This window comes from Amycolatopsis panacis (genome assembly GCF_003600245.1).
Lineage (GTDB): Bacteria > Actinomycetota > Actinomycetes > Mycobacteriales > Pseudonocardiaceae > Amycolatopsis > Amycolatopsis sulphurea.
Genome location: NZ_QZFV01000098.1, coordinates 23355 through 36808 on the forward strand (window position 1 = coordinate 23355; position 13454 = coordinate 36808).

Sequence of the window (13454 nt, forward strand, 5' to 3'; positions counted from 1 at the left end):
CAGGGATAGCTGTCGACCGCCGCTCTCGGATCATGGTCACGCGGATCCTGGCCGGGGAAGACGCCGTCGAGTCGGCCGCTTCCCTGCCCTCGGAAACCCGGCGGACCGCGCCATGCGGCGGATGCCCTTGCGCAGAGCCCCCTAACCACGCCGCTGGGACGACGCGGCGACAAAGCCCCGCCGAGCGTCCCTCCCCGTGTTTCCACCGCGAAAATTCCGCGTGCCCCCTTCCGGCCATCGCCTGGCCGGAAGGGGGCCGGGCAGAATCCACATGGTGGACACTCTTGTCGTATGCGACTTCGCATGCGAAGGTTGCCGCAGGTCAGGATTACCGACACGACCACTCAGGGTCCGGGTCCGCTTGCCGAGGAGTGCGCAGATGACCACATACTCCATGAACCGCCGCGGGTTCCTCCGCGTCGCGGGGATCTCCGCCGGCGCCGCGGCTGCGCTGGCCGCCTGCGGGACGCCGGGGTCGAGCGGCGCGGGCGGTGCGGGGGGCGCCACGATCACGATGTTCCACTGGGCCGGCGCGCAGGGCACGGTGCCCGTGCAGGTCGGCGACGCCTATGCGAAGGCCAAGGGCGTCACGGTCAAGTATATCGAGGGCACCAACGCCGACGTCTTCCCCAAGCTGGTGTCCTCGGTGCAGATCAACCGGTCGAACCCGTTGCTGAACCTCGGGTTCTTCAACGCGCAGAGCTTCGCGCAGGGCAATTCCAAGGATCTCTGGCTGCCGGTGCCGGACTCGGTGTCCGCGTTGTCCGGAGTGCTCCCGAAATACCAGATCCCCGGCCGCAAGGGTGCCTATCTCGTCATGGACGCGATGGGACTGGTCTACAACAAGAAGGCGTTCCCGACCCCGCCGACGTCGTGGATGGACCTGTTCGCCGCGGCCAACAAGGGCAAGGTGACCACTTGGGACGCCCCGGCATTCAGTGTCAACGCGGTGCCGGTCATCGCGAAACTCAACGGTGGCAGTGAGACCAACCTGCAGCCGGGCATCGACGTCTTCGCCAAAGCCGCGAAGGCCAAGCAGTTCCGCGGGTTCATCTCCTCGGTCGACCAGTTGCGGCAGCAGCTCAACTCCGGTGAGGTCGTGATCGCGCCCGGGTTCCAGGGGGTGGCCGAGCCGTGGATCCAGGCGGGCGACCCGATCGGCTTCGCCGTGCCCAAGGAGGGCGCGATGGCCTTCCCCGAGGGCTTCCAGATCGTCAAGGGTTCCAACGACGCGCAGGTCACCGCGTCGGCCGAGCTGATGAACGAGTTGTTCACACCGGCCAACGTCGCGGCCTACTGCAATGCGACGGGCACGCTGCCGCTGGTGCGGGGCGCCACCATGGACGCCCGCTACGCGAACCGCCCGAGTTTCCAGCTCAGCACCGTCGAGCAGGCCATCCAGGTGGACTGGGCCGCGCTGGTCACGAGCATCACCGCCGCCACCCAGGCCTGGAACGACCAGGTCAAGGCGAATATCTGATGTCCGGGACGGACACCGGGTTCGGGGCCAGCTCGGTCGAGGTGCGCGGGCTGGTCCGCCGGTTCGGCCCGGCCACCGTGCTCGACGGCGTGGACGTCACGATCCCGGCCAGCAGTTTCTTCTGCCTGCTCGGCCCGTCGGGCTGCGGCAAGACGACGCTGCTGCGCATCATCGCCGGGCTGGACCGGCCGGACGCGGGCACGCTCAGCGTCGGCGGCACCGACCACACCACCACGCCCGCGCATCGCCGCCCCACCAATCTCGTCTTCCAGAGCGGGGCGTTGTTCCCGCACATGAGCGTGGCCGGCAACATCGCGTTTGGCTTGCGCACCCAGGGAAAGCGCCTCGCCAAGGCGGAGGTGCGCCGCCGGGTGGGGGAGATGCTGGAGCTGGTCGCGATGGAGGGCTACGCCGATCGTGCGCCGGCCACGTTGTCGGGTGGGCAGCGGCAACGTGTCGCGATCGCCCGGTCGCTGGTGCGCAAGCCGGACGTGCTGCTGCTCGACGAGCCACTGTCCGCATTGGACTTGAGCCTGCAGCTGCGGATGCGGCGCGAGCTGCGCGCGTGGCAGCAGGAGACCGGCACGACTTTCCTGTGTGTCACCCACAATCAGGCCGAGGCGATGGAACTCGCGGACCGGATCGCGGTGATGAACCACGGCGGGATCGAGCAGATCGGCACCGGCCGCGAGCTGTACGAGCGGCCCGCGAGCCGGTTCGTGGCGAGCTTCATCGGCGAGAACAACGTCTTCGACGGCCCGGATTTCACGGAGGTCGACGGGATCTCGCTGCGGGACGTGAGCGGTGGCGGGCTGAGGGCGGTGGCGATCCGGCCGGAGTCGGTGCGGCTCGTCGCGCCGGACGACGCCGACGCCCGCGGGACCGCCGTCGTGCGCACGGCCTCGTTCACCGGCAAGGCACAGCGGGTCGGGGTGACCACCTCGACCGGGCGTGAGCTGCTCGCGGAAGTGCCCGCGCTGCCCGAGTACGGCGCGGGAGACAAGGTGGGTGTGGCCTTCGGGTACGAAGACCTGCAGCGTATCGGCGCGGCGAATGCGGCGGTGGCGGCGTGAACACGCGGCGCCGCAGGCTCGGGTTGCTGCTCATCGCTCCCGGTTCCGCGTATCTGCTGCTGGCGTTCGTGTCCATCGTCGCGTTGCTGGTTTCCTACAGTCTCCGCACCACGCAGACCGCCACGTTGTTCAGCACCTTCGACGCCGGTACGTGGTCGAGCGCTTTGTCCGACAGCTATCTGTGGTCCACAGTGGGCACGACGCTGCGGGTCGGGCTGATCGTCTGCGTGCTGTGCGTGGTGATCGCCTATCCGCTGGCGTGGTCGTTGCGCGCGATGGGCCGCGGCTGGCGGGTGGCCGCGATGATGTTCGTGATCTTCTCGCCGATCCTGGTGAGCGTGGTGGTCCGCAGTTACGGCTGGGCGATGCTGCTGCGCACCGGCGGGCCACTCGGCGGCGTGCTGGACAGCTGGCTCTATCACGAGCCGGGCGTGATCCTCGCGCTCGTGCACGTCGAGCTGCCGTTCGCGTTCTTCCCGATCCTGGCCGCCGTCCGCGCGGTGCCCGCCGAACTCGGTGAGGCCGCCGCCGATCTCGGAGCCGGTGCGGCACAACGGTTCCGCGAGGTCCTGCTGCCACCGACGGTGCCGGGCCTGCTGGCCGGCGCCCAGCTGACCTTCACGCTGACGATCAGCGCGTTCGCCACCCCGGCGCTGCTCGGCGGCGGCCGGGTCAGCGTGCTGGCGGAGAGCATCTACACCGACATCCAGCAGCTGCTCTGGCCGCGCGCGGCGGTGCAGGCGGTCGTGCTGCTGGCGCTGACGCTGCTGGTGCTCGCCGCGTTCGGGCTGCTGGGCAGGCTGGTGGCGGGCCGGGTGGGGACGAGGAGCGCGACATGAGCGTGTGGTTGCGCAGGATCTTCCTGTTCGTCGTCGCGGTGTTCATCCTCGCGCCGCTGGTCGTGGTGCTGGTCGCGTCGGTCAGCAAGGACGAGGTGCTGAGCGGGCTGCCGTCCGGGTTGACGATGCACTGGCTGGCCGAGGCGCTGAGCTACCCGCAGTTCCAGGTGGGCTTCCAGTATTCGGTGCAGGTCGCGGCGATAGCGACGGCCTGCTCGGTTGTGCTCGGCACGGCGGCGGCGTATGCCCTTTACCGGCTTGAGGTGCCGGGCACGCGGCTGCTGCGCATGTTGTTCATCGCGCCGCTGTCGATGCCGCGCGTAGTCTCGGGGTTCTGCTTCTTCGTGCTGTTCGCGTCGCTCGTCCCGGCGGCGTACGGGACGGTCGGCGGGGTCGCGTTCGCGCACGTGCTGATCTTGCTGCCGTTCGTGGTGTCGCTTGTCGGCGCGGGGCTCGCGACGCTCGAACCCTCCTTGGAGGAGGCGGCTCGCGACCTGGGCGCGTCCGCGTTCACCGCCTTCCGGAAGGTGACGCTGCCGCAGATCCGCGCCTCGCTGCTGATCGCCACGGTATTCGCGTTCCTGACCTCGTTCGACGAGGTGGACCTGTCGGTGTTCCTGATGCCGGCCGACACCACCACGCTGCCGGTCGCGATTTTCCTGCGGTTGCAGCAGAACCAGGACCCGACCACCTCGGCGGTGTCCAGCCTGATGATCGTCGGCTCGCTGCTGCTGACCGGGCTCGTGGCCCTCGCGGGCCGCAAGGCCGGGCTCTTCGCGGCACCGGGCAGCACGGCGGCGAACCAAGCGGAGAGCAAGGAGGAGCAGCCCGCATGACGAGTTCCCGCTACCGCCTCGGGGTCGACGTCGGGGGTACGTTCACCGACATCGTCCTGGTGGATGCCGCGACCGGAGAGCTCGTCGCCGACAAGGTCCCCTCCGACGCCGAGCAGCCCGCCCGAGCCGTGCTGGCCGGGGTGCGCGGGGTCCTGGAGCACGCGCAGGTCTCACCGGAGCAGGTCGAGTACTTCTCCCACGGCCAGACCTTCGCGCTCAACACCGTGCTCCAGTCCTCCGGCGCCCGCGTCGGCCTGCTCGTCACCGCCGGGTTCCCGGATCTGCTGAGCATCGGCAGGCTGCGGCTGGACGACCCGATCGACCTGTTCACCACCGAGCGCCGTCCGCTGGTCGCCGAGACGGACGTGCGCGAGATCGGCGAGCGCGTCACGGCCGGTGGGCGTGTCGTGCGGGAGCCGGATCCGGAGGAGATCCGGCGCGCGGTGCGTGCGCTGGTGGCCGGCGGGGTCGAGGCGCTCGCGGTCTGTTTCCTGCACTCCCACCGGTTCCCGGCGCACGAGCAGCTCGCCGCGAGGGTGATCGCCGAGGAGTTCCCCCAGCTGCCGGTCGCGTGCTCGGCGGCGATGTGGCCGGAGGAGAAGGAGTACGAGCGCACGACGGTCGCGGTGCTCGCCGCGCACGTCGGCCGCGCGCTGGGCGGGTACCTCGGGGTGCTCGCGGAGTCGTTGCGGGAGCTGGGTCTGCGCTGCCTGCTGCACATCACGAAGTCCAACGGCGGGGTCTGCTCGATCGACCGGGCGCCGGAGGAGATGCTGCTCGCCGCCGTCGAGACGCTGCTGTCGGGACCGGCGTCCGGGGTGGCCGGCACGGTGCGGCTCGCGACGGCGGCCGGTGTGTCGCGGCTGATCACCATGGACATGGGCGGTACGAGCGTCGATTGCGCCATTGTGGACGGTGCCGTGCCGTACTCGACCGAGAGCCTCATCGGGCAGTTCCCGCTGATCCTGCCGTCCGTCGAAGTCTCGTCCATCGGCGCGGGCGGCGGCTCGATCGTCCGCGTCGACCGTTCCGGCGTGCTCAAGGTCGGCCCGCGCAGCGCGGGCGCGCACCCGGGTCCGGTGTGTTACGGCCGTGGCGGCTCGGAGCCGACGCTGACCGACGCCTACCTGGTGTGCGGCTACCTCGACCCGGCCGACTTCGCGGCGGGCACCGTGAACCTGGACGCCGACGCTGCCCGTACCGCGATGCGGCCCATCGCCGAAGCGCTCGCCATGACCGTGGAAGAGGCCGCAGAGGCGGCGGTTTCCGTTGCCACGGCGATGATGCACGCCCAGTTGGTCCCGTTGTGCGCGCAGCACGGCATCGACCCGTCGGAGCTGGTGATGGTCGCCTACGGCGGTGCCGGACCGGTGCAGGCCGCGTTGCTCGCCCGCGCGCTGAACATGCCCGAGGTGCTCGTCCCGGCGTCGCCGGGCACGTTGTGCGCCTACGGGGCGCTGGCCACGGACATGCGCGTCGATCTGGTCGCCCCGGCAACTGGCGCGGTCACCGACGCGGTGCTGACGCAGACCTGGGCGGAGCTGACCGCGAAAGCGCGCGCCTGGTACGAGGCGCAGGACCACTCGCTGCACCCGGACGTCGAGATCACACGCTGGGCCGACGTCCAGCTCGACGGGCAGTCCTTCACGCTCCCTGTCACCCTCGACGCCGACACACCGTCCACTGTGGACGCACTGACCGAGGCGTTCGCCGCCGAGTACCGCCGCGCGTACGCCGTGGACCTGGGCGACGCCGGGATCGACGTGCGCAGCCTGCGCGTCACCCTCGCCGCCTCGCCGACGCTGCCGCAGGCCGAATGGCGGGCGGGCGCCGAGGCCGAAGCCGTTCCGCATCTGCTGGTGGAGAACGGGCAGCTGGTCAAGGGACAGGTGCACCGGCGTCCAGGGCTGGCCGCGGGCGCCGAACTGATCGGCCCGGCCGTCGTGTCCGCCCCGGATACCACCGTCTACGTCCCGTCCGGGTTCGCCGCGCGCGTCGACCGTTTCGGCAATCTGCGGATCCGCACCGAAGGGAGCGCCCGTGCGTAGCTCGCCCGTCCGGCTCGAAGTCCTGCACCACCGGTTCTCGGCGGTCGTGGAGGAGATGGCGGAGAACATCCGCCGCACGAGCTTCTCCACGTTCGTCAAGCAGACCGCCGACTTCGGCACCTGCCTGGTGACGCCCGGGGGCGAGGTGTTCGCCGCGCCCCAGCGGATCTCCGGCAACACGATGATCGGCGCGCCCGCGCGCGTCGCGATCGAGGCGCTGGGGGAGTACCGGCCCGGCGATGTCGGCGTCAGCAACGACCCCGACGCGACAGGCGGCCTCGTCACGCACCTGCCCGACATCTGGACCTGGTGTCCGCTCTACGCCGGTGGCGAGATCGTCGCCTTCGCGCTGAGCTTCGTGCACTCGTCCGACATCGGCGGCGCGGTGCCGTCCTCGATCGACTGGGGTCTGACCGACCAGCATCAGGAAGGCCTGCTCATCCCGCCGCTGCGGCTGATCGAGGACGGCCGCCGCAACGACGCCGTGTTCGCGATGATCGCCCGCAACTCCCGGGTGCCCAGGGAGAACGTGGGCGACATCGAAGCGCAGGTCGCGGGGCTGCGGACCGCGCAGCGGCGGCTGGCCGAGATCGACGAGACCTTCGGCGCGCAGGCGGTCAAGGACGCGATCGCGGACCTGCTGGAGGTGTCCGAGCGCCGCGCCGGGGACATGCTGGACTCGCTCGCCGACGGCAGCTACGAGTTCGTCGACTATCTCGAAGGCCAGACCCGCGACGGCGTCGTCCACGTGCCGCCGACGCGGCTGCGCCTGGAGCTGACGGTGTCCGGGCGCACTGCGCACCTGTCGTTCGAGGGCACCTCGCCGCAGGTGGTCGAGGCGATCAATCTGCACACCGGCGGCGAGCCGGGGCATTACATGCTCGCCTTCGCGCTGGTGAACTGGTTCTACTCGCAGGACAAGACGGTGCCCTACAACTCCGGTCTCGTCCGTCCGCTGACGGCGACGCTGCCGGAGGGCTCGGTCGTCAATCCGCATCCGGGCGCGACCTGCGGGGTCCGGGCGGCGGTGTTCTTCCGCATCATGGACTGTGTGCTCGGCTGCCTCGCGCAGGCCGGGCCGGCCGAGGCGATGTCCGCGGGCGCGGGACAGGTCGCGATCGCGGCCATCTCCTATCGCGACGCCGCGACCGGGCGGCGCCGGGTGTCGGTGGGGCAGCCGCTGACCGGCGGGTCCGGTGGCCGGCCGGGGCTTCCGGGGCTGCGCGGCACGAGCTACATGGGTGGCTGGCTGCGCAACGTGCCGAACGAGGTCCTCGAATCCGAGGTGCCGGTGCTGGTCGAGCAGTACCACTACCGCCGGGGTTCGGGCGGAGCCGGGGAGTTCACCGGTGGCGACGGTCTGGTCGTCGAGCTGCGCAGCCTGGACGACGACGTGACCTTCGCCGTGCGCGGCCTGGAGCGGCTGGTGAACCAGCCGTGGGGTGTGCACGGCGGCGAGCCCGGACAGTCCGGGAAAGCCACGCTCAATCCGGGTACGCCGGGCGAGCGCGATCTCGGCCGGGTGGGCACGGTTACGTTGGCCCGAAACGATGTTCTGCGTATCGAGACCCCCGGTGGCGGTGGCCTCGGCGAACCCGGAGACGGTCCCCTCTTCCGCTTCGGCGCGGCGCGCGACGCCCACGATGAGCGCTGGCCCGCCGCGAGCCAGCGGGCGCTGATCGACGCCGTGCTCGACGGTGTGCCGGAAGCCCGCCAGGCGGCGACCTATCGCGCGTTGTACCTCGAAGCGGAGGCCCAGGCCGGTGAAGGCACCGTGAGCCGGGAACTGATCGACGACGTCCTCGCCGCGGCGAGGCTGGGGGTGGCTGAATGAGCGGGCTTCGGTTCGGGCTGATGACCCACGAGGCAGCGTCGTGGAGCGAGCTTTCCACGCGCTGGCAAGGGTTCGAGGCCACGGGCTGGGACGCACTGTGGGCTGGTGATCACCTGTGGAGCGGTCCGGATGGGGCCAAGCCGCGCTTCGACGCGTGGCTGCTCGCGGGTGGGATCGCCGCTGCCACAACGACTCCGGCCGTCGGGACGCTGGTGAGCGCGGCCGGGATGCGGAATCCCGCCGTGCTCGCGAAACAGGCCGTGACGCTTGATCATCTGTCCGGTGGCCGCGCGGTCGTCGGGATCGGCGCCGGTGGCAACCCCAAGGACCTGGCCGCCGCGGGTCTGGACCCGTGGCCCGTCGCGGAGCGCGGTGAGCGGCTCGGACAGTACTGCGCCGTGCTGCGCGCGGTGCTCGACGGCGGCGAGGTCGACGTCAACGGCGAGTACCACCGGTCGAAGATGACCTCCGCGCCCGGCCCGGCGGGGGAGCGGATTCCGTTGCTCATCGCCGCGCATCGGCCGGCCACGATCGCCGTCGCCGCACGATATGCCGACGTGTGGAGCACCTACGGCACGCTGTTCAGCCAGCTCGCACGCGGCATCTCGCTCACGCCGGACGAAAGCCTCGCCGTGACGGCGCGTCGCTCGCGGCAGCTCGACGCCGAATGCGAGCGCATCGGCCGTGATCCCGCGCTGATCCGCCGCTCGTTCATGCTCGCGTTCACCCAGGACACGCCGTGGGTGTCGGTCGCGCGGTTCCGCGAGACCGTCGGCCGCTACGCCGAGATCGGCATCACCGAGTTCATGTTCCCCTTCCCCCTGCAGGGAAAGCACGACCCGGACGTGTTCGGCGAGGTCGTCGAGTCCGTGCTCCCGCTGCTGCAGAAGGGAGAACGGCCGTGACGGTGCCGGATCTGGTGGCGCTGCGCCGGAAGCTGCATGCCGACCCCGAAGTCGGCCTGCAGCTGCCGCGTACCCAGGCGTCGATTCTGGACGCGCTTTCCGGCCTGCCGCTGGAACTGACGCTCGGGCAGAAGTGCTCCTCGGTGACTGCCGTGCTGCGCGGCGCGCGGCCCGGCCCGGTTGTGCTGCTGCGCGGCGACATGGACGCGCTGCCGATCCGTGAGGAGACCGACGTCGAGTTCGCGGCGACCGGTGCGGCGATGCACGCCTGCGGGCACGACCTGCACGCCACGGCGCTCGTCGGTGCCGCGCACACGTTGGCCGCACAGCAGTCCGAGCTGTCCGGTTCGGTCGTGTTCATGTTCCAGCCCGGCGAGGAGGGCCACGGCGGCGCCCGCCTCATGCTCGATGAGGGATTGCTCGACGCCGCAGGCGAACGGCCGTCCGCCGCGTACACGCTGCACGTGCTGGCGGACCGCCCGCGCGGGATGGCCTACTGCCGTCCAGGCCCGATCATGGCGGCGTACTCCATCCTCGACGCCACCCTGATCGGCCGCGGCGGACACGGCGGCCGTCCACATGAGACACTCGACCCCGTGCCCGCGCTGGCGGAAACGGTCACCGCGCTCTACGCCTACGTCGCCCGTCGCTTCGACGCCTTCGACCCGGTGGTTCTGTCCGTGGGTGAGCTGCACGCCGGAACCGCGCCGAACGTCGTCCCCGGCAGCGGGACATTGCGTGCTGGCATCCGCACGTTCTCCGAAGCCGCCACCGCGCGGATCGCCGAAGAACTCCCTTCGGTCGTCGCGTCCGTCGCCGCCGCACACGGGCTCACCGCCGAAGCCGCCGTCCGCCCGGTGATGGCGCCGACGGTCAACGATCCGGACGCAGCCGCCGTTTTCGCTGCCACTGCCACCGGGCTGTTCGGCCCCGGCCGCTATGCGGACCTGGTCCATCCGCGTACGGGCTCCGAGGACTTCTCCGAAGTCCTGCGCGAGATCCCCGGCGCCTACGGCTACCTGGGCGCCGGCCCCGCCGACCGCCCGGCCACTGCCGGCAACCACTCTCCCCGCGCCTGGTTCGACGACTCGATCCTGCCCGACGCGGCAGCGTTGCTGGCCGGGCTCGCGCGTCACCACCTGCTTCCCCCTCCCGCGGCCGGGTCTGTCCCGGCACGCGTGTCGAACCTCCCCACAGGAAGGTCCAGCTGATGTCCGCCACCCTCACCGACCCGGTTCCCGCCGAGCCGGCACCCGTCCAGTCCCTCACCCGAGGCGCCGATCACCTTGTCGACGCGCTCGTGCGCAGCGGGATCACGACCGTGTTCGGGGTTCCCGGGGACACCGGCGTCATTCTCTACGACGCGTTCTTCCACCGCACCAAGGACATCGAGCACGTCCTGGCCCGCGACGAGCGCCATGCCGCGTACATGGCCGACGCGTGCGCGCGCGTCACTGGGAAGGTCGGCGTCGTCGAGGTCTCCAGTGGTGGCGGTTCGACCTACGTGGTCGGCGGACTCGGCGACGCCTTCGCCTCGGGGATCCCGGTCCTGGTCATCAGCTCCGACATCCACGCCGGCAGTCGCGGCAGCGGCGCGCTCACCGAGATCGACCAGCGCGCCCTGTTCTCCGCCGTCACCAAGGCCCAGATCGTGGTCGAGCGCGCGGCCGACGTCCCCGCGGCCGTCGAGAACGCGCTCCGCACCGCGACTTCCGGACGACCCGCACCGGTCGCGATGATTGTCCCGGAGAACGTTCTCGACGAGCACGCGACAGTGCCGCCCCGCCCGGTCCCGATCACCGTGCCCGCGAAGCGCGAAACCGCCGACCCGGCCGCGGCCGCCCTCGCGGCGAAGATGCTCGGTGAGGCCCGGTGCCCGGCGATCGTGGTCGGCGGCGGCGTGCACTTGTCCTCGGCGTATGAAGAACTGCACGCGCTGGCGGAAAAGATCGGCGCCGGGGTCGCGACCACCATCCACGGCGTGGGAACGGTCGCCACCGACGACCCGTGGCGGCTCGGCGTCATCGGCAACAACTCCGGCCAGCCCGGTGTGAACTCGTACGTCGCCGATGCGGACGTCGTGCTCCTGGTCGGCACCCGCGCCAACGCCACCGACACCAACAGCTGGACGGCGCCGGCGAAGTACGGGCCGGCGGTCATGCAGATCGACATCGAAAAGTCCCGTGCCGGCCGGAACTTCCCCGGTTCGCTGCCGCTGGTCGGCGACGCCCGGACGGTACTGACGCAGCTGATCGAGGCGGCCGGCGAGATCCCGGACGGCATCCGTGCGGACCGCGTGCAGGCGGTCGCGTCGGCGCGCGCCGACGCGACTCCCGACACCGACTCGCCCGAGCACGCGCCCGGCGTGCTGTACCCGCGCGCCGTCGTCGAGGCGATCCGGGAACGGCTCGGCCAGGACACGATCCTGGTCGCCGACCCCGGCACCCCGACCCCGAACGCCGCGGTGTTCTGGAGCCAGGAGTCCGCCGGGCGGCAGGTGGTGATCCCGCGCGGGCACGGCCCGATGGGCTACGCCATCCCGGCCGCGATCGGGGTCGCGAAGAGCCGTCCCGGCACGCCGGTCGTGTCGCTGACCGCCGACGGCAGCTTCGCCATGTCGTGCGGGGAACTGGAAACCGCCGCACGGTTCCGGCTGCCGGTGCTGTTCGTGCAGCTGACCAACCACAGCATGGGCTGGATCAAGATGCTCCAGCACCTCTACACCGGCGGGCGCTACTTCGGCGTCGACCCCGGACCGACCGACGCGGTGGCGGTGGCCGGGGCCAACGGCGTCGAAGGTGCCACGGTCCGGTCCTTTCCGGAGCTGACCAAGAGGATCGAGTCGTTCGCCGCCGACCCGCGCCCGTGTTATCTCGACGTCGAGGTCCCGCACATGATCGAATTCGCCCCGCCCGTGCCCGCCTGGGACGCGGGGCTTGCCGGTCACGGTGAGCGACCGGTCTACTGAGCGGATGATGCCGATGGGAGACATGCCGAAGCCCGGCAGCCGCGCCCGGTTGTCCGAGGAGGTGTACCGCAGGCTGCGAGGCGACATCGTGGACGGGATCATCCCGGCCGGCTCACCCTTGGTGGAGGACGAGATCGCCGAGCGGCTCGGCGTGTCCCGCACCCCCGTGCGCGAGAGCATCCAGCGGCTGGCGGCCGACGGGCTCGCCGAGTCCCGCCGCCGCCGGTGGGTGGTCCGGTCCTACAGCGCGGAGGAGGTCGTGGAGATCTACGGCGTCCGGGCCGCGCTGGAATCCCACGCCGCGCGGCTCGCCGCGCTGAACGCCACCGACGAGCAGCGCGCGGCGATCGAGGCCCGCCGCGCGCAGATGACCGTGGAGGATGTCGCGGTGCTCGGCGAGCGGGCCAAGGCCAACGACGAGTTCCACGACCTGATCAGCAGCGCGTCCGGCAACGGGCGGCTCCTGCACACCCTGCGCGAGCAGCGGCTTTTCCACTTCAACAGCCGCGTCGCGTCGGTCTACACGGCCGACGACCTGCGCCGGTCCTCGCAGCAGCACGGCCAGCTGATCGAGGCCGTCGTGCACCGCCGCCCCGGCGACGCGGCCGACGTCGCCCGCGAGCACGTCGAGTTCTCGCTGAAACTCGTACTGCGCAAGCTTTATTGAGTACTGCAAGAGAGGCTGTGAAGGGACCCTTCACAGACTCAAAGGCCAGGGTGTCGGCAAAGTTGGTCGGGGACCCGGCAGTGGGCGATGCGGAGGTGTGTGCGACCACCTCGTGGCGTGCGCCGGACCGGTTTCGGGTCTGTGAAGGGACCCTTCACGGACTCTGAGTCTGTGAAGGGTCCCTTCACAGACCCGAAACCGGTCCGGCGCACGCCACGAGGTGGTCGCACACACCTCCGCATCGCCCACTGCCGGGTCCCCGGCCAACTTTGCCGGGGCCCTGGGGTCACCCCGGTCTCCTGCTCCGCTTCCACGTCGGCCGCGGACAGTGCGACCGAGAGGACCAGCGAGTGCAGGGCGAGGGCCTCGTGCATTTTCGTCGGCAGGGAAAGGCCGAGCCCGTCGAGGGCGCGCAGGGTCCACTCGGTGTGCGCCATCATGCGGGGGGTCAGCGACGGCCGGGTGAACGACACCGCGCCAGGCAACCAGTGGTGCCGTCGGCACAACGCCCACTGCGCGCGGGCGATCAGTTCGAGCTTGGCCCGCCAGCCCGCGGGCCCGGGAACCGGTAGCGCGCATTCGCCGAAGATCTGGTCCGCCATTTCCGCCACCAGCTCGTCCTTGTTAGTGACGTACCGGTAAAGCGACATCGGTCCGGTACCGAGTTCGGCCGCGACGCGACGCATGGACACCGCCCCCCCAGCCCCTCACCATCGGCGACGGCGATCGCGGCCTGCAGCAGCTCGTCCCGGTTCAACACCCGACGATCGGACGACCGCACTCGCCGCCCAGGTCGCCCCGGCT

At 70.9% G+C, this 13454-nt stretch carries 11 protein-coding genes; 10 read left to right on the forward strand and 1 reads right to left on the reverse strand.

The features are described from left to right. Positions 1-379: 379 nt before the first annotated feature. From D5S19_RS20435 to D5S19_RS20480, 10 genes are read left to right on the forward strand one after another with little or no spacing between them, the layout of a single operon-like run. Complete coding sequence (locus D5S19_RS20435; RefSeq protein WP_158605575.1) at positions 380-1480, forward strand: ABC transporter substrate-binding protein; 1101 nt, start codon at positions 380-382, stop codon at positions 1478-1480. Further along, positions 1480-2553 (forward strand): ABC transporter ATP-binding protein, encoded by a 1074-nt coding sequence (locus D5S19_RS20440; protein ID WP_120024972.1) that lies wholly within the window; start codon positions 1480-1482, stop codon positions 2551-2553. The genes D5S19_RS20435 and D5S19_RS20440 overlap by 1 nt, the downstream gene beginning before the upstream one ends. Then, positions 2550-3392 carry an ABC transporter permease gene (locus tag D5S19_RS20445; RefSeq protein WP_120024973.1) on the forward strand — a complete coding sequence of 281 codons (843 nt, stop codon included), beginning with the start codon at positions 2550-2552 and terminating at the stop codon, positions 3390-3392. Before D5S19_RS20440 ends, D5S19_RS20445 begins: the two co-directional genes overlap by 4 nt. Further along, positions 3389-4228 carry an ABC transporter permease gene (locus tag D5S19_RS20450; RefSeq protein ID WP_120024974.1) on the forward strand — a complete coding sequence of 280 codons (840 nt, stop codon included), beginning with the start codon at positions 3389-3391 and terminating at the stop codon, positions 4226-4228. Before D5S19_RS20445 ends, D5S19_RS20450 begins: the two co-directional genes overlap by 4 nt. Then, positions 4225-6276, forward strand: coding sequence for a hydantoinase/oxoprolinase family protein (locus tag D5S19_RS20455; protein WP_120024975.1), 2052 nt, complete (start codon positions 4225-4227; stop codon positions 6274-6276). Before D5S19_RS20450 ends, D5S19_RS20455 begins: the two co-directional genes overlap by 4 nt. Continuing rightward, positions 6269-8110, forward strand: coding sequence for a hydantoinase B/oxoprolinase family protein (locus tag D5S19_RS20460; protein ID WP_158605576.1), 1842 nt, complete (start codon positions 6269-6271; stop codon positions 8108-8110). Before D5S19_RS20455 ends, D5S19_RS20460 begins: the two co-directional genes overlap by 8 nt. Then, positions 8107-9015: an LLM class flavin-dependent oxidoreductase gene (locus D5S19_RS20465; protein WP_120024977.1), complete on the forward strand. Its 909-nt coding sequence runs from the start codon at positions 8107-8109 to the stop codon at positions 9013-9015. The genes D5S19_RS20460 and D5S19_RS20465 overlap by 4 nt, the downstream gene beginning before the upstream one ends. After that, positions 9012-10226, forward strand: coding sequence for a M20 metallopeptidase family protein (locus D5S19_RS20470; RefSeq protein WP_120024978.1), 1215 nt, complete (start codon positions 9012-9014; stop codon positions 10224-10226). The genes D5S19_RS20465 and D5S19_RS20470 overlap by 4 nt, the downstream gene beginning before the upstream one ends. Further along, a complete protein-coding gene (locus D5S19_RS20475) occupies positions 10226-11983 on the forward strand; it encodes a thiamine pyrophosphate-binding protein (protein WP_120024979.1) in 1758 nt (585 codons plus the stop codon). Before D5S19_RS20470 ends, D5S19_RS20475 begins: the two co-directional genes overlap by 1 nt. A 4-nt stretch (positions 11984-11987) precedes the next feature. Continuing rightward, entirely contained in the window at positions 11988-12650 is a 663-nt protein-coding gene (locus tag D5S19_RS20480) for a GntR family transcriptional regulator (protein WP_120024980.1), read from the forward strand. Positions 12651-12688: 38 nt separating this feature from the next. On the opposite strand, the gene D5S19_RS20485 is transcribed toward D5S19_RS20480, so the two are convergent. Continuing rightward, positions 12689-13336, reverse strand: a complete 648-nt coding sequence (locus D5S19_RS20485) for a TetR/AcrR family transcriptional regulator (RefSeq protein WP_233574068.1) — start codon at positions 13334-13336, stop codon at positions 12689-12691. Positions 13337-13454 lie beyond the last annotated feature (118 nt).